The sequence below is a fragment of the Curtobacterium sp. SP.BCp genome (genome assembly GCF_051903255.1).
In the GTDB taxonomy this organism is placed as follows: domain Bacteria; phylum Actinomycetota; class Actinomycetes; order Actinomycetales; family Microbacteriaceae; genus Curtobacterium.
The window spans coordinates 2,383,721-2,406,946 of sequence record NZ_CP194338.1 but is presented as its reverse complement, the minus strand read 5'-3'; the positions used below and the strand labels follow the sequence as shown (position 1 = coordinate 2,406,946).

Here is a 23,226-nt window from a genome sequence, read left to right as displayed (position 1 = left end):
CTTCCGGCCGGGGCCGTCGACGGGGGAGCGACCAGGATAGCGCCCGCGGCTCATGCTCCGGGGTCCACGGACCGGCGCGGCACACTCGCGCGACGGTCCTCGGTCAGGCGACGTGCCAGGTGCCGGGGGAGGTGCCCTGCGACGTCGGCCAACGCTGCCAGGACGAGCCGTGCCTCCCGGCGGTCCCGCGCTGACGCGAGGCCGCGCAGCCCGCGTACCGCTGTGCGGACCGCTGCTCGGCAGACCGTCGACCACGGCGCGTGCCAGAGCGCGACGACGAGTCGGTTCCGCGCGTTGCGGAAGACGAAGAGGTCGCTCCGGACGCCGGACGACGCGGAGTGGTCGTGCTCGACGACGGCGTCCGCGGCGTGCTCGACGCGCCACCCGCGGCGGCGGAGCCGCCAGGCGAGCTCGGTGTCCTCGTAGTACATGAAGAGCGACTCGTCGAGCAGCCCGACGTCGTCGAGCGCGCTCCGCCGGAGCGCGCTCGCGCCACCGGAGAAGCCGAAGACGTCGACGTCGGCGCGGTGGTCGGCGGCGGCGAACCAGTCACGGTCCCGGCCGTTGCCGTCGCGGTCGACGCGCACGCCGGTGGAGTTGAGGCGCACCTCGCCGTCCGGCGCCGGTGTCCACCGGTGGCCGGCGTGGTCGTGCAGCACGCGCTGGTCGGGTGCGGGCACGGCACCGGCCGGGAGGCGCGACCAGCGTCCGGCGAGGAGGATACGGCCCGTCACGGCGGCGGTGTCGGGCGCGGCGCGCGCCAGGTGGTCGCGGAGCGCCGCGACGAACCCCGGCGCGGGTTCGGCGTCGTTGTTGAGGAGGACGACGACGTCGGCGTCGGTCGCGCGGATGCCCGCGTTCGCACCGGCCGCGAAGCCGTCGTTGTGGTCGCGGGCCACCATCGTCACGTCCGGCAGCGCCGCCCGCAGCACGGCGACGGAGTCGTCCGAGGAGCCGTTGTCCACGACCACGACCTGCGCGTCGGCGGTCGGGTCGTCGAGCACGGCGCGGGCGGCACGCGCGGTCAGGTCGGCACGTTCCCAGTTGACGATGACGACCGCGGTCCGCGTGCCGTCGCGCGGCACGGAGGGTCCGGGCACGTTCAGAGCTCTTCGAGCGAGGGCTTCGCGTAGACGGTGCCGACGGCGTCGCCGAACGAGGGCACCTCGAACGAGTCGCACTCGGGCAGGTCGTGCAGGTGCCGTCCGGCGGAGTCCATCATCGAGACGTTGATGAAGTACTTGCCGGTCCCGAAGTTCGTGTCGGCGATCTTCAGCCGGAGCTTCCGTCGGCCGTGCAGCGGCTCGAGGTGGACCCCCATGATGCCCGTCGTCGTGCCGTAGACGACCTGGCCCGCGGTGTTGTTGATCTGCACCGCGGCCTCCCAGTCGGTGACGCCGTCGAGGTGCTCGAACTCCATGTCGACGACGAGGTCGTCGCCGGGGGTGACGGGGGCGCGGTGCTCCTTGCCCTCGGCGGTGACGGTGGCGCCGAGCACGGTGCCGCGGCCGACCGCCACGTCGGCGCTCAGCTCGCCCGACCGGCGCTCCTCGAGCACGTCGCGGAACTTGCTGACCGCCTGCACCGCATCGCCGTCGTGCAGGACCTTGCCCTTGTTGAGGAGGACCACACGGTCGCACATCTCCTGCACCTGGCTCAGGGAGTGCGTGACGATGATGATCGTCTTGCCCTGCTCCTGGAACGAGCGGATGCGGTCGAGGCACTTGCGCTGGAACGCCTCGTCGCCGACCGCGAGCACCTCGTCGACGAGCAGCACGTCGGGGTCGGTGTGCACGGCCACGGCGAACGCGAGTCGCACGTACATGCCGGAGCTGTAGAACTTCACCTGGGTGTCGATGAAGTCGCCGATGCCGGAGAACGCGAGGATGTCGTCGAACCGCGCCTCGGTCTCCTTGCGGCTCAGGCCGAGCAGGGACGCGTTGAGGTAGACGTTCTCGCGGCCGGACAGGTCCGGGTGGAACCCGGCGCCGAGCTCGAGCAGGGCGGCGAGGCGTCCGCGGCGGGACACCGTGCCGGAGGTCGGCTGGATGATGCCGCCGATCGCCTTGAGCAGCGTCGACTTGCCGGAGCCGTTCTGGCCGATGAGCCCGACGGTCGACCCGGCCTGGATCGTGACGCTGACGTCGTCGAGCGCCCAGAAGTCCTGGCGGTGCTTCCGGCCGGCGCGGCCGAGCGTGACGATGCGCTCGCGGATGGTGTTGTCCTTGCGGACGGTGAAGCGCTTCCGGACGTGGTCGATGACGATGACGTCCGGGCGTGCTGCGGACCGGGTCGTGGTCGACGGGGTGACGGGCGTGCTGATGGCCATGGTCTAGAGCTCCTGCGCGAAGTTGCCTTGCAGCCGGGAGAACACCCGCTGCGCGCCGAGGAGGCAGGCGACGCCGATGACGAAGGCGATGCCGAGACGGAGCATGAGGTGCTCCGGGTAGACGACGTCCTTCGGGTCGTGCAGCCAGATGGCGTTCTGCATCCCGAGGACGGACAGCGTGAGGGGGTTGTTCGTGTAGACGGCGAGGATCCAGTCGACCTTGAGCCGCTCCACGACCATCGCGTACGAGTAGACGATCGGCGATGCCCAGAGCAGCACCATGAGCCCGACGTCGATGACGAACTGCACGTCGCGCAGGTAGACGTTGAGCGCTGCGAGGACGAGCCCGATGGCCGCGCCGTAGACGAGGATCACGAGCAGCGACGGGATGAGGTAGACGAGTCCCTCGTGCCACGGGAACACCCCGATGACGAGGGTCGCCGCGATGAGGATGGCGAACTGGATGACGTAGTTCACCAGGGCGGCGCCCACGCTCGCGAGCGGGAACACCTCGCGCGGGACGTAGACCTTCTTGATGAGGCCCGAGTTGCCGACGATCGACCCGGTCGACCCGGCGACGATCTCGCTGAAGAGCGTGTAGGCGCTGAGGCCCGTGAAGACGTAGATCGCGAAGTTGTCGATGCCCTTGGCCGCGCCGAGGATCTGCCCCATGACGAAGTAGTAGATGAGGAGCTGCGTCAGCGGCCGGACCAGCGTCCACACGAAGCCGAGCGCCGAGTCCTTGTACCGCGCCTTGAGGTCGCGCCGGACGAGCATGCCGAGCATCTCGCGCTGCCGGAAGACGTCGCGCAACTCGCGCCACGTCCCTCGGATCGCACTCGTCGGAGCACCGACGACGACGAGGGGCTCCTGCGCGAGCGCAGCCATGCGGTTGTGATCGACCATGCGTCTCTTCGTTCGTGGGGGCAGGACCGGGACAGCATACTCGGCGCCCCTCCCGGGCCGTCTGGAGCAGCAGGGGACCCGGACCGTGCGTGCGGTGGACTGCACGACGACTGTCGTGCACCCCGTGCGGGGGTGATTCCGGTCGGAACCAACCCTCAACCTTCACTTTCGGGTTACCGTGGGCGCAACCCGGACCCTTGTCAACATCCACAGGACGGCCCGTCAGCATGCTCTTCGCTCCACGGCCGATCGCTGCGTTCGCGGTGGTCGGCGCGCTCACCTTCCTCGCGGCCGGGTGTTCCGCCGGCGACGGCGACCCGGCTCCCTCCGCGTCCTCGACGGCCTCGGCGACCACGTCGTCGAGCCCGACGGCGACCGCCCCGACCACCGACGGCAGCGCCTCGGCGGCCCCGGCGGACGACGCGACGTCCGACGCCGGCGGGGGCACCGGCTCGTCGGACGACGGCGGCGGCGCCTCCGACGAAGACACCCCCGGCGCGTTCCCGGGCTCGGGGGAGACCGCGCAGCCGGACACCGACCCGGCCGCCTTCCCGGCGACCGCGGTCGTCACGTTCGCGGGCTGGGACGCCGCGAGCCGGACGCTGCAGGCCGGAGGCCTCGTCTCCGGCACGACGAACGCCTCGGGCACGTGCAGCTTCACCGCGACGAAGGGCGGCACGACCCGCACCGCCACCAGCTCCGCACAGTCCAGCCCGAGCGCGGTCAACTGCGCGCAGGTGTCCTTCCCGGCCGCGAAGGTGTCCTCGGGCACCTGGTCGATCACACTCCAGTACTCGGTCGGGTCGAAGTCGACCACGTCCGACCCGATGACGGCGGAGGTGCCGTGATGCAGACCACCCGACCCCGCCGACGTCCGCTGCGGACCTCGCTCGCGATGGTCGCCGCGCTCGCGGTGGCCGTGACCGGGCTCACCTTCGGCACCGTGCTCGCCGAGCAGACCACGACCGAGTCCGCGTCCGCGGCGACCGCGAGTGCGTTCGACCCGGGCAACATCATCTCGGACGCGAACTTCTACAACGGGTCCGCGATGTCCGCGTCCGGCGTGCAGTCGTTCCTCAACAGCGTCGCGCCGAACTGCCGGCAGCAGTCCGGGGCACCGAAGTGCCTGAAGGACTTCACGCAGAACGTCCCCGCGATCAAGGCCGTGGCCGGACGCTGCGCAGCGATCGCCGGAGGGACCAAGAGCGGCGCGACGATCATCGCCCAGGTCGGTGCGGCGTGCGGCATCAGCCAGAAGGCGCTCCTCGTCCTGCTGCAGAAGGAGCAGGGCATCGTCGCGACCAGTGCCCCGACGAACTGGATGTACCAGCACGCCACGGGCTTCGCCTGCCCGGACACCGCGCCGTGCGACCCGGCCTACCGCGGGTTCGCGCAGCAGGTCTACGCGGCGGCGCTGCAGTTCAAGCGCTACCAGGCCTCGCCGACGTACTGGGCGTACCAGGCCGGCCGGAACAACTCGATCCTGCTCAACCCGAACGCCGCGTGCGGCCGCAAGACCGTCTACATCAAGAACCAGGCGACGGCCGGGCTGTACATCTACACGCCGTACACGCCGAACACCGCCGCGATGAACAACCTCTACGGCTCCGGTGACGCCTGCTCCGCCTACGGCAACCGCAACTTCTGGCGCATGTACACGGACTGGTTCGGCTCGCCCACGGGTGGATCGTCGCCCTACGGCAACGTCGACTCGGTGACGGTCTCGTCGACCTCGCTGACCGTCTCCGGGTGGGCCGTCGACCCCGACGTGCTCACGAAGGCGCTCCGCGTGGCGTTCTACGTGGACGGCGTCGGCAAGCGCACCGTGACGGGCGACATCGCCCGCTCCGACCTGGCCGGGTCCCTCGGCGCCGGCAACACGAAGCACGGCTTCTCGACGACCCTGACCGGCATGAGCCAGGGCTCGCACTCGGTCTGCGTCTACGCGATCAACCAGGGCCCCGGTTCGAACACGATGCTCGGTTGCACGCCGTTCACCGTCACGAGCGCGCCGCCGAAGGGCGTGCTCGACACCGCGAAGGGCGGGACCGGGACGATCGCGCTCAGCGGGTGGGTGCTCGACCCCGACTCCTCGAAGCCCGCGCCGTACCGCGTGCAGATCGACGGGAAGCAGGTCGTGAACGCGACCGCGAACGTCGTCCGGAACGACGTCGCCAAGGTCTACAAGGGCGTCGGGTCGACCGTGGGCTTCTCCACCACCGTCAAGAACGTGACGCCCGGCTCCCGCGTCGTCACGCTGTGGACGCAGGACAAGCCCGGCACCAGCTGGACGAAGGTCGCCACGAAGACCGCGACCGTCACGATGCCGACGACCGGTCCGACGGGGAAGACCGGCACGGTGAAGGCCCGGCTCGACCAGGCCACGCCCGCCGTCGGCAAGGTCACGGTCAAGGGCTGGGCCTTCGATCCCGACGTCTACGACCGGGTGCCCTACCGGGTCCTCGTCGACGGCAAGGTCGCGCAGACCGGCACCGCGAACGGCCGCCGCGCCGACGTCGAGAAGGTGTACCCGGGCTGGGGGCCGAACGTCGGCGTCCAGACGACCCTGACCGGCGTCGCGGCGGGGAAGCACACCGTCGCCCTGCAGGCGATGGACCGGCCGAGCGGCAAGTGGGTCGCCGTCGGGTCGAAGTCCGTGACGGTGCCCGCGGTGGCCGGAGCCACGGGCAAGACCGGGCCGGTCTACGGCGCGTACGACGTCGCGCGCGGCGGGAAGGGCACCATCACGGTCTCCGGCTGGGCGATCGACCCCGACACGGTGAACCCGGTGACCTACCGCGTCGACGTCGACGGGAAGACGGTGCACACCGCCCTCGCGTCCGGCACCCGGAAGGACGTCGAGCGCGCGCACCCGGGGTACGGGTCCGACGTCGGGCTGTCGGTGACCCTCACCGGACAGAAGGCCGGCCGGCACACCGTCGCCCTGTGGTTCCAGGAGCTGCCGAGCGGCGCCTGGAAGCAGGCGGGGAGCAAGACCGCGACCGTCTCCTGACGAACGCCGGTGACGGACGGGAGGCGCGGTGCCAGCGGGCACCGCGCCTCCCGTCCGTCGCGTGGTGCCGCGTCCGTCGCGTCGCGTCGCGTCGCGTCCGTCCGTCGCGTCGTGCTCGTCTGGTCGCGTCGCGTCGCGTCGCGTCAGCGGCGGAGCGCGCGGCGCGCGACCCGTCCCGCCCCGTGGAGCAGGCGGTACTCGAGGGACCGCGTCAGGGCGTCGTACCGGAGCGCGATCGCGTCGCGCTCCGCCTCGGCCGAGCGGCGAGCCGCGTCGAAGCCGGCGATCGCGTTCTCCGACACGATCAGACGCCGGTTGATGTCGTCGACCCCGGCACGGTGCACGTCGCGCTCGGCCGCGGTCGCCCGGAGTTCCTCGCGGAGCGCCGTGATCCAGCGGAGGGTCGCCGACCGCTGCCCCCGTCGTCCGCGGGCGGCCTCGACGGCGGCGTCGAGGGTCGGTCCGACCTGCTCGGCGCGGGCGGTGAAGGTGTGCCGGTCGAGCACGACGTCGCGGAGCCGCCCCACGAGCGACCGGCGCTCGTCCGCGGGCATCGCCAGCGCGGCCTCGAGCGACGCCGCGTCGTCGTACACCGGGACGTCCTCGAGTCCGAGTTCGTCGAGCCCGAGCGCGCAGTCGGTGACGGGCAGCGCACCCGCTGCGAGCGACTCGAACAGCCGTGAGTTCAGCGTCCCGTACTCGGCGGCGGGCGCGATGACGTCGTCGATGACGAACGCGGCCGCCCGGTAGACGTCCGGCAGGGCGAAGTAGGAGACCGCTGGCCTGAGCTCGACCCCGGGGGCGGGCGTCAGCAGGTCGGCGTTCGCCGCGAACCAGACGACGGGCTCGGCCGGGCGGACGGCCTCGAGCACGTCCTGCGCCCGGCGTCGCACGCCCCAGAAGTTGACCGTGGTGACGGCGCGCCCGCTCCTCGCTGATTCGTCACCCGTGCTGAAGAGGTCGGGGTCGGCGGCGATCGGCACGACCTCGACCGGGCCGCTGCGGTGCGCTGCGACGGCGTCCCGGGCGATCGCCGACGACGTCCACACCACGTCGAACTCGTCGAGGTAGGGGAGTGCGGCCCACTGCGCCGTCCAGTTCCGGACCCAGGCGACGAGCGCCGTGCTCGCCGGGACGAGCCCCGGTACGAAGGACTCGATCATGCTGACGAGCACGGCGGTGTCCTCGGGCAACTCCTCGGTCCACCGCTCGACGGGCCAGAGCGCGACGCCCCAGCCGTCCGCCCGGAGCGCCCGCGCCAGGCCGAGCGCCACGTAGAGGTCGCCCTTGCCCTCGGTCGGGTCAGCGGTCGACACCGCGAAGCGGACCGTGCCGCGCGGTCCCTCGGCGTGCGCACCGGCCGCGATCGCGGTGTACTCGGCCTCCAGCGGGGAACGGGCGGGGGCGGCGGGGATGGCGTGCGTCGTCACCTGCGACATTGTGCACGAACGACGGCGCGACGTCGGCGATCGCCACGGTCGGCCTTGTAGGGTGTCCTCGGCCGTCGGCAGCCCTGGGTTGCCGTTGACACGAGCACGCCTCGGTGCGTGCGAACAGCTGGAGGAACCGCGTGAGCGAGCGCAAGGCCGGAGTCGTCTCCGTCGTCCTGGTCAACTACAAGGGCACGGACGACACCCTCACGAGCATCGCGGAACTGCGGAAGCAGGACTGGCCGCAGGACAAGCTCGAGGTCATCGTCGTCGAGAACGGGTCCGGGCCGGAGCACCTCGGCCGCCTCAAGGCATCGGACCTCGACTTCACCCTCGTCGACGCCGGCGCGAACCTCGGCTTCACGGGCGGCTGCAACCTCGGTGTCGCGAAGTCCTCCGGCGAGGTCGTGGCGTTCCTCAACAACGACGCCCGCCCCGACGTCGGCTGGGTGCGCGAGGCGATGGCGACGTTCGCCTCGGGCGCGGACATCGGTGCCGTGGCGTCGAAGGTCCTCGACTGGGAGGGCGTGAACGTCGACTTCACCGAGGCCGCGATGACCTGGTACGGCATGGGCTACAAGCCCTTCGCCGGGTCCCCCGACACCGGTCGGTGGGAGAGCGAGACCGACGTCCTCTTCGGCACCGGCGCCGCGATGTTCATCCGCGCGGAACTCTTCGAGCAGCTCGGCGGGTTCGACGACCGCTACTTCATGTTCTACGAGGACGTCGACCTCGGCTGGAGGCTCAACCTCCTCGGGTGGCGGTTCCGCTACCAGCCGCGGTCGGTCGCGTTCCACAAGCACCATGCCTCCATGAACAAGTTCGGAGACTTCCGCGAGACGTACCTGCTCGAACGGAACGCCCTCTTCACGCTCTACAAGAACCTCGGCGACGAGCAGCTCGCGGCAGCGCTGCCCGGGTCCCTCGCCCTCGCGGTCCGTCGGGCGGTCGGACGCGGCGAACTCGACTCGACCGAGCTCGACCTGCGCAACCCCGGCGACGACAGCGTCCCCACGATCCCGGTGCCGAAGACGAGCATGGCCGGCATCTACGGCGTCGACCAGTTCGTCGAGCAGCTGCCCTCGATGACCGAGTCGCGGCGCCGGATCCAGGCGACCCGTGTCCGCAGCGACCGCGAACTGCTCCGGCTGTTCGGCAACCGCGACGAGCCCGCCTACCCGATCGAGAACTACCTCGCCGGCTACGACAAGATCGTGCACTCCCTCGGCGTGCTCGAGGTCGGGACCCGTCGGCGGGTGCTCATCATCACCGGCGACGCCGTCGGCGAGAAGATGGCCGGCCCCGCGATCCGCGCGACCCAGATGGCGAAGGAGCTCGCCAAGGAGCACGACGTCCGTGTGGTCAGCCTGACGCGTTCGGAGCAGATCGATGCGTCGTACGAGGTCGTCACCGTCCCGCACCGCCACCCGCGCCAGATGGTCGAGCACGAGGCGTGGGCCGACGTCATCGTCGTGCAGGGTCACGCGCTCCGGTTGTTCCCGGTGCTCGAGTCGACGCGGAAGATCCTGGTCGTCGACGTCTACGACCCGCTGCACCTCGAGCAGCTCGAGCAGGGCCGCAGCGACGACGTCGACCAGTGGAACCGCCAGGTCCTCGACGCGTCGGACACGCTCAACCACCAGCTCGAGCTGGGCGACTACTTCATCTGCGCCTCCGAGCGACAGCGGATGTTCTGGCTCGGCCAGCTCGCCGGATCCGGTCGGGTGAACGCCCGCACGTACTCGCGGGACCCCGACCTCCGCTCGCTCATCGGGGTCGTCCCGTTCGGCCTGTCGTCGACGCCGCCCGTGCACGACGTGCAGCGGATCAAGGGCGTCGTCCCCGGCATCGGCAAGAACGACAAGCTCGTCGTGTGGGGCGGCGGCATCTACGACTGGTTCGACCCCATCACGCTGGTCCGGTCGATCGGCCAGCTCGCGGCGAAGCGCCCGAGCGTGAAGCTGTTCTTCATGGGCGTCCAGCACCCGAACCCCGACGTGCCCGAGATGGACATCGTCGCGAAGGTCCGGGCCGAGGCTGACGCCCTCGGCCTCACCGGCAAGAACGTGTTCTTCAACGAGAACTGGATCCCGTACCAGGAGCGCGGCGCGTACCTGCTCGAGGCGGACGCGGGCGTCTCCACGCACTACGAGCACCTCGAGACCACGTTCTCGTTCCGCACCCGGATCCTCGACTACCTGTGGGCTCGACTGCCGATCGTCACGACCGCCGGCGACTCCTTCGGCGACCTCGTCGCCGCGGAGAAGCTCGGCATCGCGGTGCACGAGCAGGACGTCGCCGGGCTGGCCGACGCCCTCGAGACCGCGCTCTTCGACAAGAAGGCGCGCGCGGAGTTCATCGCGAACGTCGACCGCGTGCGGGAACAGTTCACGTGGGAGAACGTCCTCGAGCCGCTCGTCGAGTTCTGCCGCAACCCGATCCGTGCCGCGGACAAGTCCGTCCGCGACGCCGGGATCGCCGTGACGCCGCACGAGATGCGCGTCCGGGTCCCCGACCGGAAGAAGCTCTACGGGGTCCGTCACGACCTCGGCCGCGCGGTGCACTACCTCCGCACCGAGGGGCCGCGGAGCGTCGCCGGGAAGATCAAGCGCCGGCTGCAGAACCGATGAGCGCCGCCGACGCCACCGCCCTGGTCGTCGTCCCGACGTACGACGAGGCGGAGAACATCCGTGCGATCGCCGACGCGATCCTGGGCCAGGTGCCCACCGCGCACCTGCTCGTCGTCGACGACGGCAGCCCCGACGGCACGGGCGACATCGTCCGCACCATGGCCGCCGAGGACGACCGCGTCCACCTGCTCCAACGGTCCGGCAAGCTCGGCCTCGGCACCGCGTACGTCGCGGGCTTCCGGTGGGGGCTCGAGCGCGGCTACCCGCTGCTCGTGGAGATGGACGCCGACGGCTCGCACCCGCCCGACCGCCTGCCCGCGATGATCGACGCCGTGCGGGGCGCGGACGACGTGCTGCTCGCGATCGGGTCGCGCTGGGTCGCCGGCGGCTCGGTGGTCGACTGGCCGCTCCGCCGCGAAGTCCTCAGCCGCGGTGCGAACACCTACGCGCGGATCATGCTCGGGATCGCCGTGCACGACGTCACGGCCGGGTTCCGCGTGTACCGCGCGAGTGCGATCGCGGCGATGGACCTCGACTCGATCGACTCGAAGGGCTACTGCTTCCAGGTCGACATGACGCTGCGTGTGGACGCGCAGGGCGGTCGCATCGTCGAGGTGCCGATCCGCTTCCGCGACCGCATCCACGGCGTCTCGAAGATGAGCGGTGGCATCGTGTTCGAGGCCATGTTGCGCGTGACCCAGTGGGGCCTCCAGCGCCGCTTCGGCCGCCGCCGCTGACCGCGACCCGGTGACCGCGATCCGGTGGCCGCGATCCGCGGGCCGCGACCCGCTGACCGCATCCGGCCGACGCGACCCGCACGCGGGGCGCGCCACGCGGCGTACCACGCGGCGCACCGCGCCCGGCGCGCCACCCGCCGGGACGGGAGGCGCCGGACGGGGCGAGCCGTGCCTCCAGGCCGGTGCTCGGACGCTCGCCCTCGAGCCGTCAGAGGCTCAGACCCGGGGCAGGTGCCTCCGCCACGAGCGCCGCCGCGCCGCGACGACGAGCACGGTGACGAAGACCATGAGTCCCGCACCGTGGAGGAGGTAGCTCTCGGCCGTGCTCGTGACCGCGAGGAGGACCAGGACGGCCGCCGGCCAGACGTAGGCCACGCCGGGGAACGTCGTCGCGGTCACCCAGGCCCGCGCGAACGCGAGGACGGCGGTGATGCCGAGCAGGATCGTCCCCGCGAGCCCGATCTGCAACCAGGCGTCCACGAACGCGTTGAGCGCCGAGGTGAAGCGCTCGCCCGCCGGGTCGATGAAGGTGACGTAGGGGACCACGGCCTCCTGCGGCCACGTGCCCACCCAGCCCCAGCCTTGGATCGGGTACTGCGCCGTCAGGGAACGGATCTGTGCCCAGAGGTCGATGCGGGTCGCCGTCCCGCCCGCCGCGCCGATCTCGGCGAGCACCCGGTGCCTGGCGATGACCCCCACCGCGACCATCGCCAGGACCGCGGCGCCCAGGACGCCGTTCACGACGGGTCGTGCGGTCGGTCGCGCGTGCCGCAGTGCCCAGAGCGCGAGGGCCGTCACGGCCAGGGCGATCATGGCGAGGCCCGTGATGGGGGACTGCACGAGCATGAGGGCGATCACGGCGAGGGCGGTCGACGCCACGGCGCGCCAGACGGTCACGGAGCGGGTGAGGAACTCGACGACGAACGTGACCAGGGCCATCGCCGCGATGAACCCCATGAAGTTGCGGGTGCCGCCGATGCCCTGGATCGGTCCGCCGTACGCGATGTCGCCGCGGATGCCGAAGGCGGGGATCGGGACGTCGAGCACGAGGCCGGAGAGGACCTCGAGGCCGAGGGCGACGACGAGCAGGATCCGGAACGCGTCACCGGAGGCGCGGATGACCTGCACGAGGTCGCGTCCGAGGGCGAGGTAGAGGCCGAGCCCGACGAAGCAGACCGTGGCCGTCAACCCGCGGAGGGCGACCCACGAGTACTGGCTCCAGAGGACGCTGAGCGCGCAGTAGCCGACGAACGCGAGCAGCGACAGGGGGAGCACCCCGTGCCACTCGATCCGGTACCGCTGACCGAGGAGGCTGAGCCCGGCGAGCACCACGAGGGTGACGAGCACCGCCCACGTGCCGGCACCGCCGACGAGCGTGGTGACGGTGGGCTCGCCGAACGCGAAGAGGACGATCACGGTCGCGAGGGCCTGGCTGAACCGCCCGCCCGCCGAGAACCCGATCCAGGCCGAGAGGTACCGGCGCGCCTGCACGCGTCTGGTCACCCGGCTGTCCGTCACCCGTCCATCTTCGCGTACCGCGCGGGCGTCGTCGTGCCACCCGACGGCCGGTCGCTATCCACGAAGCGCGATATCGACGATACGATCTGGCCGTGCAGCACAGGGGGACGGTCCGGACCACCGTCGTCGCGGGGCTCGGCGCGGTGCTCGTGGGCCTGGTCGTCGCCGTCGTCGGCTGGTGGCGGCTCGGGCCCGTCGCGGCTCGGACGGTGTGGGCCGAGGACGGTGGGGTGTTCCTCCGCGAGCGCGTGGCGGACGGCCCGTGGGACCTCCTGCAGCCGTACGCCGGGTACCTCCACCTCGTTCCGCGGATCGTGGTCGATGCCGCGTGGGCGCTGCCCGTCGAGCGGTACGCGCTCGCGCTGTCGCTGGGTTCCTGCTGCGTCGTCGGGGTGGCCGCTGCGCTCGTGTTCGTGCTCGCCCGGCAGGTCGTCGGCCCCTGGCCGCTCCGGGCCCTGCTCGCCGCGGTGCCGGCGCTGCTGCCGCTCGCACCGTACGAGATCGCCGGGAACACCGCGAACCTGCACTGGTTCCTGCTCGCACTCGCACCGTGGGTGTTCGCGTACCGCGCCCGGAGCTGGCGGGCGGCGGCCGGCCTCGCCGTCGTCGCCGCGGCCGTGACGCTCACCGAGCCGCAGACGGTCCTGTTCCTGCCGCTCCTCCTCCTCGCCTGGTTCCCGCGTCCCGCCCGACGAGGCGGGCGCCCGGACCTGCTGGCGCTGCCCGTCACGGTGGTGGCACTCGGCGGCGCGGCGGCGCAGGTGGTCGTGTCGCTGTCCACCCCGCGGACCCCGGCCTCCGCGACCCCGCGGCCGCTCGACGTCGTGGCGGGGTTCCTCCTGCAACCCGTCAACGGGCTGTTCCGATCGAGTGCGGGGGACGTCGTCCGGTCGGTCCTCGCGCACGGCTGGTGGGTCGCGGTCGTGCCGGCACTCGTCGTCGCAGCGCTGCTCGTCGCGGCCGTCGTCGTCGGGCCCACCCGGGCGCGGTGGATCGTGGTCGCCCTGGCCGGTGCGTCGTTCGCCGTGTGGATCGCGGCGCTGTACGCGAACGGCGTCGACTCGCCGTGGGGGACGCCCACGCCCGTGCTCGCCGCGGCGCGCCCCCTGCGCTACGCGGCGGCGAGCGGACTGCTGCTGCTCTCCTCGGTCGCGACGGCCGCCGGCGTGCTCGTCACGTGGGCCGACGGGCGTGGCGGTCCGCAGCGGACCCCGGCCGGGAGGCACGGCTCGGCTCGTCGGCGCGGCCGCCGGCTGGTGCGCGGTCGCGGTCGTCGTGACCTCGGCGGTCGTCGGGACCGCTCCGCAGCTCCTCGACCACGTGCAACCGGCTTCCCGCCGAGCGGCCGGCCCCGAGTGGGCACCTCAGCTCCCCTGGCGGCGGCCGCCTGCCGTGCGGACCCCGACCTCGACGTGGCGCGCGTCCGCACGGCGCCGTGGGGTGCGTCGGTGCCCTGCGAACGGTTGCGCTGACGCGGACGCGCGCCAGTCGCCCCGTCGGCCCGCGCGGTGGCCGGACCGCCGGCCGGACCGCTCAGGCGCGCGGTGCCGGGAGTCGTCGGAAGGCGCGTCGGGCGGGCGGGGTGCGGGGCCCGTCGCCCGTCGACGCCGGCTCGTCACCGACGAGCACGATGCGCGACTTGATCGCGAGGAGCGCGAAGAGGATCCAGTTCCCCTGGTACAGGAGCCGCGACTCGGCGACCGACTGCACGAGCAGCGCGACGACGACGAGGAGCGGGAAGAGCGTCACGGGGTCGAACGGACGCTGCTCGAGGCGAGCGTCGTACCCGATCCGCGTCGCGCCGGCCCAGCCCCGGTGCAGGGTCGTCAGGGCGTAGATCGCGAAGAGGACGAGACCGATGATGCCCGTCTGCATCCACACGTCGAGGTACGCGTCGTGCGCCTGCAGGTACGTCACACCCTTGCGGTGTGCGAGGTCGGCGAGGGTCGGGATGCTCGGCCACCAGTAGCCGATCCACCCCCAGCCGACGACCGGGTGTTGGTCGACGAGTCCGAGGACCTTCGCCCAGATCTCACCGCGGCCCGTCGCGTCCGAGCCCTTGCCGAGGAGCTCCGACACCGCACCGCGCGCGACGAAGGCGACCCCCGCGAGCACGAGGGCGGCGGCCGCGACGACGAGGTAGCGCGGCGTGCGGCGGTCCGTGGGCGTCCGGCGGATCCAGAGCGCCACGACCAGCACGAGCGCGACGACGACCGCGGCCGCGGCGACCGTTGACGACCGGGTGAGGAGGAACACGACGGCGGCGACGACCAGCCACCCGATGGCGCGTGCCCGACGGATGCGACCCTCGGCGAGCTGCACCCCGACGGCGATCGCCGCGAGCAGGGCCACCATCGCCAGGAGGTTCGCGTTGCCCGGCAGCCCCTGGATGCGGCCACCGGTGAAGAGCTCGGCGCGCGAGAAGTAGAAGGCGTCCGGGATCTTCGCGTCCCCGTAGTCGGTCCACGCGGGAGCGATCGGGTGCCGGAGCACGACCGCGACGAAGGCCTCGAAGAGCAGTGACAGCGCGAGGACCCAGCGAATCGCGAGGCTCGTCGCGTCGAGGATGCGGCGCCAGGTCAGGGTCGAGGCGACCGCGAACGCCACCGCGGCGCAGACGACCTGCACCACGATGCTCGGCAGGGTCGCGTACCGCCAGTGCGACCAGACGAGCGACACCAGGCACCAGGCGAGGAAGAACCACAGCGACCGGGGGGTCCGGGTCAGCGGCGGCTTCGCGCGGACGAGGATCGTGATGCCCCAGGCGGCGACGAGCGCCCAGAGGACGCCGGCGCCGACCCAGGTGAGGGTGTTCGGCACCGCGTCGCCGGCGAACACCACACCGAGCAGGGTGCTCGCGAACGCGAACGCCTCCCGCTCCGGAACCGTACCTCGAGCCACCGGCCACGTGTTCGTCACGTCGTCAGGGTACCGTCGCGCGCCCGCCGGTAGGCTCGCCGCATGTTCCTCGGCATCACCAACACCCCGCGCGACTACGCGTGGGGGTCCGTCACCGCGATCCCCGAGCTCCTCGGCCGCACCGTCACCGGCGCACCCCAGGCCGAGCTCTGGCTCGGCGCCCACCCGGGCAGCCCGAGCGTCGTGGTGAACCCGGCGATGGTCGGGGGAGCCGACACGCTGCTCGACTGGATCGCCGCGGAGCCGGAGGACGCCCTCGGGACGGGGCGCACCGGCCTGCCCTTCCTCCTCAAGGTCCTCGCCGCGGCCGCCCCGCTCTCGCTGCAGGCGCACCCGACCCCGGAGCAGGCACGCGAGGGCTACGAGCGCGAGGAGGCCGCCGGCGTCCCGATCGACGACCCGGCCCGGAACTACAAGGACCCGTTCCCGAAGCCCGAGCTCGTCGTGGCGCTGAGCGAGCGCTTCGAGGCCCTGAGCGGCTTCCGCCCGGTGGCCGAGACGACGGCCGACGTCGAGCGGCTCGACGCGGGCTCCGGCCGTCTCGGCCCGCTCGTCGCGCACCTCGGGCAGGGCCTCGAGGACACCGTGCGCTGGCTCGAGACCGCCGACGAGGGCGCGCTCGCCGTCGTGCGGGCCGTGAGCGACCTCGCCGCCGCGGTCCCCGACGACGAGGCCGGGCCGAACATCCGCACGGTCCGCGACCTCGCGGCGGCGTACCCGGGCGACCCCGGCATCGTGGTGTCGCTCCTCATGCACCGTGTGACGCTCCGGACCGGGGAGTCGATGTACCTGCCCGCCGGGAACATCCACGCCTACCTCGACGGACTCGGCATCGAGCTCATGGCGCCGTCCGACAACGTCCTCCGCGGGGGGCTGACACCCAAGCACGTCGACGTGCCGGAGCTCCTGCACGTCCTCGACTTCACCGCGTACCCGGCGCCGGTCCTCGAGCCCGAGCACCTCGCACCAGGGGTCGACCGCTTCGCCCCCGACGGCGTCGGCTTCGCGCTCGTGCGGGTCACGGGCGACGGCGGCCCGGTCGGCCTCGGCACGGGTGGTGTCGCGCCCCTGGACGGCCCCTCGATCGCGATCTGCACCGAGGGCGTGGTGACGCTCGTCGGTGCGACGAGCGCGACGCTGCTCCGCCAGGGCGAGGCCTGCTACGTCACGCCGGACGAGGGCGACGTCACGGTCGAGGCCGACGCGGCGTCGGGCCTGACGTCGACGGTGTTCATCGCGACGGGTGCGTGAACACGCACGTCTGACGCCCCTGGGGGACACCCCGGTCCGCTAGCGTGACGACCATGAGTTGGCTGGTCACCGGCGGTGCCGGGTACATCGGGTCCCACGTCGTCCGAGCGCTGCGGGCGGCGGGCATCGACACCGTCGCGCTCGACGACCTCTCGAGCGGCTTCCGCGGCTTCGTGCCGGAGGACGTGCCGTTCGTCGAGGGCACGATCCTCGACGGCGACCTCGTGCGCCGGACGCTCCGGGAGCACGCCGTCACCGGGGTCGTGCACGTCGCCGGCTTCAAGTACGCGGGCGTCTCGGTCGAGCGTCCGCTGCACACGTACGAGCAGAACGTCACGGGCATGACGACGCTCCTCCGCGCGATGGCGGACGAGGGCGTCACGAAGGTCGTGTTCTCGTCGAGCGCGGCCGTGTACGGCACCCCGGACGTCGACACGGTCGTCGAGTCCACCCCGAAGGCACCCGAGTCGCCCTACGGCGAGTCGAAGCTCATCGGCGAGTGGCTGCTGCGGGACATGGAGGTCGCCCGCGGCTTCACGACGACGTCGCTGCGCTACTTCAACGTCGTCGGCTCCGGCGAGCCGGACCTCTACGACGCCAGCCCGCACAACCTCTTCCCGCTCGTGTTCGACGCGCTGCTCGCCGGTCGGACACCGCGGATCAACGGCGACGACTACCCGACCCCGGACGGCACCTGCGTGCGGGACTACGTGCACGTGGCCGACCTCGCGCACTCGCACGCCGTGGCCGCGCGCAAGCTCGAGGCGGGGGAGCCGCTCGACCGGGCGTACAACCTCGGCAGCGGCGACGGCGTGAGCGTCCGCCAGATCATGGACGCGATGGCGAAGGGCACCGGGATCGCCTTCGAGCCCGAGGTCGCTCCGCGGCGCCCGGGTGACCCCGCGCGCATCGTCGCGACGGGCGAGGCGGCGGCCCGTGACCTCGACTGGGCGATGCGGCACTCCCTGGACCAGATGGTGTCCAGCGCGTGGGAGGCGCGCCGGAGCGTCGCTCGAGCGTGACCTGATCCGGACCTGGCGTGTCCCCCGAAACCCGGACAGAACGCGGGCGACACGCCAGGACGGGGGACATGACACGCCGCAACGGTCAGGCGCTTCTATGATCCGCGACTTGACTCTCGGGAATCACACCGCTGTAATTACAGGCAACGACGGCAACCCGTCGTGGTCCGTCACAAGTCGTCAGGGGTGATCAGGGTGAACGGTTCCGACTTCAGCGCCGGTGTTCCGGAGGACTGGCACGTCGACCCGGTGTCGCTCGGCGTCCCGGGCGTCCGCCGCACGGAGACCGACGACGAGGAGAACCCGCTCGCCTGGCAGGCGGACTCGCTGTGCGCGCAGACCGACCCCGAGGCGTTCTTCCCCGAGAAGGGCGGATCGACGCGCGAGGCGAAGAAGATCTGCACCTCGTGCGAGGTCCGGGCGCAGTGCCTCGAGTACGCGCTCGAGAACGACGAGCGCTTCGGCATCTGGGGCGGTCTCTCCGAGCGCGAGCGTCGCAAGCTCCGCAAGAGGGCGTAGCCGCCGGGAGGCACGGTGCGCGTCCGGCGCACACCGTGCGGTGATGGCTCCCACAGGTTCACGGCGCGCCGCCGTCCGCGACGGACCGCGTGCCTCCAGACCGTAGAGTGACGCCCGTCATGCAGCCCAGCGTCTCCCAGCCCCGTGTCACCGCGATCCTCGTCGCCGCCGACGGCGGCGACCACCTCGACCGCACCCTCGACGCGCTGGCCCGGCAGACCCGCCACCCCGAGGGTCTCGTCGTCGTCGACGCGGGATCGACCGACGGCTCCACGGCGGGACTCGAGTTCGGCGGTTCGGCCGCTCTGGTCCGCCTGTCGACGCGCCGGACCTTCGTGCAGGCGGTCGCCACGGGCGTCCGCGAGGTCGCGCCCGCCGACGGCGACGGTGGTCCGGCCGACGAGTGGCTCTGGTTCCTCGGGCACGACAACGCACCGGCTCCCGAGGCGCTGGCCGAACTCCTCACCGCGGTCGAGATCGCGCCGTCCGTCGTGGTCGTCGGCCCGAAGCTCGTGCACGACGACGACCCCTCCCGCATCCGCGACTTCGGCGAGAGCATGACCAGGACCGGACGGTCCCTCGTGCTCGTGCAGGACGAACTCGACCAGGGTCAGCACGACCGGTACACCGACGTCCTCGGCGTCGCGGCGGCCGGCATGCTCGTCCGGCGGTCCGTCTGGGAGCAGCTCGGCGGGTTCGACCCGGCGCTGCCCGACGTCGACGCCGCACTGGACCTCTGCGTACGGGCGCGTCTCGCGGGACACCGCGTGGCGGTGGTCCCGGAGGCCCGGGTCTCGAGTGCCGGCCCGGTCGAGGAGTTCGGTCGCAAGCGGCTCTCCGAGGGCAAGCGCGTGCGGCTGCACCGTCAGGCGCAGCTCCACCGCCGGCTGACCTACGCCCCGGCGTGGACCCTCTGGCTGCACTGGCTGACGCTCGTCCCGTTCGCGGTCGCGCGTGCGGTCGGGCACCTCGTCGCGAAGCACCCGGCCGCCGTCACGGGCGAGCTCGCCGCCGCCTTCGCGGTCGCGTTCGGGAGCGGGGTCGGACGGGCGCGGAAGGTGCTCGCGCGCAACCGCACCGTCGGGTGGGCCGCGATCGAGCCGCTCCGCGTGAGCTGGCGCCGCCTGCACGAGCGCCGGACGACGTCCCGCGACGTCGAACTCGCACGCGTCGAGGACGCCCCGATCGCACGCGCCTCGTTCCTCGGCGACGGCGGGGTCTGGGTGGTGCTCGCCGCGGCCGTGCTGAGCGTCGTGACGCTGTACCCGTTGCTCGGGTCGCCGGCGCTGACCGGTGGCGGGCTCCTGCCGCTGTCGAGTTCGGTCGGTCGGCTGTGGCAGAACGTCGGCTACGGCTGGCACTCCCTCGGTACCGGCTTCACCGGTCCGAGCGACCCGTTCACCGCGGTCGTCGCGGTCCTCGGCTCGATCACGTTCTGGTCGCCGTCGACCTCGGTCGTGCTCGTCATGCTGCTCGCGTTCCCGGTGTCCGCGCTCGGCGCGTGGTTCGCCGTGCGCAAGGTCACGACCCGGACCTGGGTGCCGGTGATCGGCGCAGCGCTGTACACGATCGCGCCGACGCTCGTCGGGGCGGTCACGAGCGGGCACCTCGGTGCCGTCATCGCGCACCTGACGCTGCCGTGGCTGTTCCTCGCGCTCCTCGAGGCCCACCGGTCGTGGGCGTGGGCTGCTGGCGCCGCCATCCTCTTCGCGGTCGTCGCCGCCTCGGCGCCGTCCCTGCTCCCGGTGCTCCTGCTGACGTGGCTCGTCGCACTGGTCGTCGGCTGGCGGCGGGCACACCGCCGCATCTTCATCCCGGTGCCGGCCGCGGTCCTGTTCCTGCCGTTGCTCCTGGCGCAGGTGGCCAGGGGCAACCCGCTCGCCGTCCTCGCGGATCCCGGCGTACCATCCGCGACCCGCGCGCCGTCGGCGTTCCAGCTCGCCATCGGGCAGCCCGTGCCGGACTGGAGCGGCTGGCTGCTGCACACCGAGTCGCTCGCTCTCGTCGCGTGGGTGCTGCCGGTCGTCATGGCCGTCCTGGCGCTCCCGGTGGCGGTCGCGGCACTCGGCGCGATGCTCGGGCACCGCTGGGCCGTCGCGGGCGCCGCGCTCGTCGTCGCCCTGCTCGGGTACGCCACGGCCTTCGGCGCCACGCAGCTCGCGGTCACGGGCGTCGGCTCCACGACCACCATCGTCTGGCCGGGGAGCGGGCTGAGCGTGTACTGGCTCGGCATCGTCGCAGCTGCCTGCATCGGCCTCGACGTGCTGCCGAGACTCGCTCCGGTCGCGGGGCTCGTGGCGACGGTCCTCGCCGGCGTGACCGTCGCACCGGCGTTCGCCGCGTTCTACCTGCAGACCGCCACGATCCAGCCGACGAGCGGGCGCGTGCTCAGCGCCTACGTCAACGCCGAGGCGCAGGCGAACCCGGACGTCGGCACGCTCGTCGTCGACCCGCAGCCCGACGGCTCGCTGTCCGTCTCGCTCGAACGCGGGCAGGGCTCCACGCTCGACGACCAGTCGACGCTGGACTCGACGGCGCTGACCCTCAGCCGTTCGGGGGAGCAGCTCACGACGCTCGCGGGCAACCTCGCGAGCCGCAGCGGCTACGACCCCCGCCCGGCGCTCCGCTCGCTCGGGATCAGCTTCGTGCTGCTCGACGACGCCGGTTCCGACCCGCTGGCACAGACCGTGCACGACCGCGCCGCGGGGGCGATCGGCCAGAACGCGCTCTTCACGAGCATCGGCGAGACCACGAACGGCCAGCTGTTCCACTTCGACGGCGAGGTCGACCGGACCTCCACCGGCTCCGCGGCCGCCCAGGCCACGCACGTCGCCTACCTCGTCGTCCTCGGCGTGGTGTTCGGCGCCGCAGCGTTGCTCGCGGTGCCCACCGCACCCCGCCGGCGCCGCGCCACCTCGAACCGCATCGAGGCCGAGGAACCCGCGACCACCTTCGACGAGGAGCGTGACGAATGAGCGCCAGCACCCCCGCCACCGTCCGCCGCTGGTTGGTCCGCGGCACCGCCACCGCGGTCGCCGTGGTCGTCGCCGCCGGCACCGTAACGGTGGCGCACGCCATCGGGACCGAGTCGACCCCCGGCCGTCCCGCCGGACAGACGGTCACCCCCGTCGCGGCCGACGCGCAGCGGGTCTGCGCGGGCAACGCACTGCGGCTCTCGGACGACGCGGGCAACGACGCGACCAAGGCGAGCCCGGTCGGCAGCGCCACCGTGGCCACGGCGACGACGGGCGACTCCGTCGAGCGGTCCGACCTCGGCGTGGACGACTCCGGCAGCAGCGACCCCCGGCTCCTCACCGCGCCGGCCGGCTCCACGACGCCGCAGGTCGCGGGCAGCAGCTACCAGAGCGTCTCCGACGGTGACCTCGTCGGCGTCGGAGCCGCGTCGTGCGACGACCCCGCGCAGTCGACCTGGCTGGTCGGGGGCTCGACCGAGACCGGACGCACGAGCCTCATCACGCTCGCGAACCCCACCGACGTGAACGCCACCGTCGACCTCGCGATCTACGACGGCTCCGGCACCGTGAGCGCCCCGGGGACGACCGGCATCGTGGTCGCCCCGCGGAGCCAGAAGGTCGTGCCGCTGTCCGGCTTCGTCTCCGACCAGGGCTCGACCGTCGTCCACGTCGAGTCCTCCGGTGGGCAGATCGTCGCGCACATGCAGGAGACGGTGGTGCGGACGCTCACCCCCGGTGGCTTCGACATCGTGTCCGGCGGCGCCGCTCCGAGCACGTCCCAGATCATCCCCGGGGTCGTCCTCGAGGGCGCCGACGCCGCCCAGCGCGGCGACGACACCGCGGACGCCGCCCCGGTGGTCCGGCTCTTCGTCCCCGGCACCACCGCGGCACGGGTGACACTCGGGATCACGACGGCGGACGGCGGCGGCTCCACCGTGAACGCCACGGCCGAGCCGGGCATCGTGACCGACGTCACGCTCGACGACTTCCCGGACGGGCGGTACTCGCTCACGATCAGCTCGACGGTGCCGGTCGTCGCGGGCGCCCGCACCACGACGCCGACCCAGGACGACGCGACCGACCTCGGCTGGTTCGCGTCGGCCGAGCCGCTCGGGGACGACGTCGTCACCGCGGTCGCGCCCGGTGACGGTGCACAGCTGACCCTCGTCAACCCGACGCGTGCGGACGCCGACGTCACGATCGCCTCCGGTGACGAGGAACGGCAGGTGTCCGTCGTCTCCGGGGCCACCGTGACCGTCCCGGCGCCGACCGCGAAGCAGCTGACGATCACGGGCGCCGCGGGGCTCGTGGCGGGGGTGACCTACCAGAACGACGACGGGATCGCGGGCTTCCCGGTGCGGCCGTCGACGGCCGTCTCGACCCCGGTGCGCGTCTACCCCTGAGCGGGGAACGTTCGGCCCGCGGGGTCCGTCGGGTGCGCTGGGTCCGACGGGACCGTCGGGTCCGTCGGGTCCGTCGGGTCCGTCGGGTCCGTCGGGTCCGTCGGGTCCGTCACCAGTGCCGGTAGCGGTCCGGTGCCAGGTCCCACGGGTCCTTGTCGATCAGCTCGCCGACCGCGCGGAACACGGCGGTCTCGACGATGATCCGGCGGTCCACGTCGTCCTTCTCGGGGCTGCGGGTCACCCGCTCGACGGGGACGCGGAACACCGTGACCCGCTTGCCGGCCCGGTCGACCCGCCACCGAGGCATCCGGTCCGGCAGGGTCGGGTCGGTCGGCATGTCCGCGACCTGGAACACGACGCCCGCGAGCTCGTCCGGCCACAGCTGCACGAGGTAGTGCGCGGTGTCGCCGACGATCCGGTCGAACGCCTCCGCCCGCGTGGTGAGCGGTGCGAGGTCCGGTCCGGTCACGCTCGAACGACCACCGCGTCCGTGCCGGGAACGGCCCCGGCCTCGGTCGACCGGGGTGACGAGCGGGGGCTTGCGGCGCATCCCGTCATCGTACGCGGGCGCAGG

At 72.6% G+C, this 23,226-nt stretch carries 17 protein-coding genes; 10 read left to right on the top strand and 7 right to left on the bottom strand.

All coding sequences use genetic code 11. The annotated features are described in order from the left end of the window. Positions 1-50: 50 nt before the first annotated feature. The 3 genes from ACRQ4C_RS11375 to ACRQ4C_RS11365 are packed head-to-tail and all read right to left on the bottom strand — an operon-like array spanning position 51 to position 3,235. A complete protein-coding gene (locus tag ACRQ4C_RS11375) occupies positions 51-1,100 on the bottom strand; it encodes a glycosyltransferase family 2 protein (RefSeq protein ID WP_439688719.1) in 1,050 nt (349 codons plus the stop codon). A 2-nt stretch (positions 1,101-1,102) separates the two neighbouring features. Next, complete coding sequence (locus ACRQ4C_RS11370; protein ID WP_290131350.1) at positions 1,103-2,329, bottom strand: ABC transporter ATP-binding protein; 1,227 nt, start codon at positions 2,327-2,329, stop codon at positions 1,103-1,105. Positions 2,330-2,332: 3 nt separating this feature from the next. Further along, positions 2,333-3,235 carry an ABC transporter permease gene (locus ACRQ4C_RS11365; protein ID WP_290131351.1) on the bottom strand — a complete coding sequence of 301 codons (903 nt, stop codon included), beginning with the start codon at positions 3,233-3,235 and terminating at the stop codon, positions 2,333-2,335. A 227-nt stretch (positions 3,236-3,462) separates the two neighbouring features. On the opposite strand from ACRQ4C_RS11365, the gene ACRQ4C_RS11360 reads away from it, so the two are divergent. Together ACRQ4C_RS11360 and ACRQ4C_RS11355 are read left to right on the top strand one after the other, a co-directional pair. Continuing rightward, positions 3,463-4,083, top strand: a complete 621-nt coding sequence (locus tag ACRQ4C_RS11360) for a hypothetical protein (protein WP_439688718.1) — start codon at positions 3,463-3,465, stop codon at positions 4,081-4,083. Further along, the gene (locus ACRQ4C_RS11355) at positions 4,083-6,248 is read left to right on the top strand and encodes a hypothetical protein (protein ID WP_439688717.1); all 2,166 of its coding nucleotides are present in this window, start codon (positions 4,083-4,085) and stop codon (positions 6,246-6,248) included. Before ACRQ4C_RS11360 ends, ACRQ4C_RS11355 begins: the two co-directional genes overlap by 1 nt. A gap of 143 nt (positions 6,249-6,391) precedes the next feature. Here the strand turns inward: ACRQ4C_RS11355 and ACRQ4C_RS11350 are convergent, their stop codons facing one another. Next, entirely contained in the window at positions 6,392-7,678 is a 1,287-nt protein-coding gene (locus ACRQ4C_RS11350) for a glycosyltransferase family protein (RefSeq protein ID WP_439688716.1), read from the bottom strand. Between the two features lie 140 nt (positions 7,679-7,818). On the opposite strand from ACRQ4C_RS11350, the gene ACRQ4C_RS11345 reads away from it, so the two are divergent. Beyond that, positions 7,819-10,308, top strand: coding sequence for a glycosyltransferase (locus ACRQ4C_RS11345; RefSeq protein ID WP_439688715.1), 2,490 nt, complete (start codon positions 7,819-7,821; stop codon positions 10,306-10,308). Further along, positions 10,305-11,045, top strand: coding sequence for a polyprenol monophosphomannose synthase (locus tag ACRQ4C_RS11340; RefSeq protein WP_439688714.1), 741 nt, complete (start codon positions 10,305-10,307; stop codon positions 11,043-11,045). Before ACRQ4C_RS11345 ends, ACRQ4C_RS11340 begins: the two co-directional genes overlap by 4 nt. A gap of 216 nt (positions 11,046-11,261) precedes the next feature. On the opposite strand, the gene ACRQ4C_RS11335 is transcribed toward ACRQ4C_RS11340, so the two are convergent. Beyond that, a complete protein-coding gene (locus ACRQ4C_RS11335) occupies positions 11,262-12,563 on the bottom strand; it encodes an O-antigen ligase family protein (RefSeq protein WP_439688713.1) in 1,302 nt (433 codons plus the stop codon). Positions 12,564-12,655: 92 nt separating this feature from the next. Between ACRQ4C_RS11335 and ACRQ4C_RS11330 the strand changes: the two genes are divergently transcribed. Further along, positions 12,656-14,035 carry a hypothetical protein gene (locus ACRQ4C_RS11330; RefSeq protein ID WP_439688712.1) on the top strand — a complete coding sequence of 460 codons (1,380 nt, stop codon included), beginning with the start codon at positions 12,656-12,658 and terminating at the stop codon, positions 14,033-14,035. Positions 14,036-14,096: 61 nt separating this feature from the next. Here ACRQ4C_RS11330 and ACRQ4C_RS11325 read toward each other — a convergent pair whose 3' ends face one another. Further along, positions 14,097-15,482: an O-antigen ligase family protein gene (locus ACRQ4C_RS11325; protein ID WP_439688711.1), complete on the bottom strand. Its 1,386-nt coding sequence runs from the start codon at positions 15,480-15,482 to the stop codon at positions 14,097-14,099. A gap of 42 nt (positions 15,483-15,524) precedes the next feature. Between ACRQ4C_RS11325 and manA the strand changes: the two genes are divergently transcribed. The 5 genes from manA to ACRQ4C_RS11300 all read left to right on the top strand — a co-directional run bounded on the left by manA (position 15,525) and on the right by ACRQ4C_RS11300 (position 22,652). Next, positions 15,525-16,733, top strand: coding sequence for a mannose-6-phosphate isomerase, class I (manA, locus tag ACRQ4C_RS11320; RefSeq protein ID WP_290131360.1), 1,209 nt, complete (start codon positions 15,525-15,527; stop codon positions 16,731-16,733). A 53-nt stretch (positions 16,734-16,786) separates the two neighbouring features. Then, positions 16,787-17,755 (top strand): UDP-glucose 4-epimerase GalE, encoded by a 969-nt coding sequence (gene galE, locus ACRQ4C_RS11315; RefSeq protein WP_290131361.1) that lies wholly within the window; start codon positions 16,787-16,789, stop codon positions 17,753-17,755. Between the two features lie 186 nt (positions 17,756-17,941). Then, positions 17,942-18,274: a WhiB family transcriptional regulator gene (locus tag ACRQ4C_RS11310; protein ID WP_400413460.1), complete on the top strand. Its 333-nt coding sequence runs from the start codon at positions 17,942-17,944 to the stop codon at positions 18,272-18,274. 119 nt (positions 18,275-18,393) lie between these two features. Next, the gene (locus tag ACRQ4C_RS11305) at positions 18,394-21,249 is read left to right on the top strand and encodes a glycosyltransferase (RefSeq protein ID WP_439688710.1); all 2,856 of its coding nucleotides are present in this window, start codon (positions 18,394-18,396) and stop codon (positions 21,247-21,249) included. Then, positions 21,246-22,652 (top strand): DUF5719 family protein, encoded by a 1,407-nt coding sequence (locus ACRQ4C_RS11300; RefSeq protein WP_290131364.1) that lies wholly within the window; start codon positions 21,246-21,248, stop codon positions 22,650-22,652. Before ACRQ4C_RS11305 ends, ACRQ4C_RS11300 begins: the two co-directional genes overlap by 4 nt. 109 nt (positions 22,653-22,761) lie before the next feature. On the opposite strand, the gene ACRQ4C_RS11295 is transcribed toward ACRQ4C_RS11300, so the two are convergent. After that, the gene (locus ACRQ4C_RS11295; protein WP_290131365.1) at positions 22,762-23,202 is read right to left on the bottom strand and encodes a metallopeptidase family protein; all 441 of its coding nucleotides are present in this window, start codon (positions 23,200-23,202) and stop codon (positions 22,762-22,764) included. Positions 23,203-23,226: the final 24 nt, after the last annotated feature.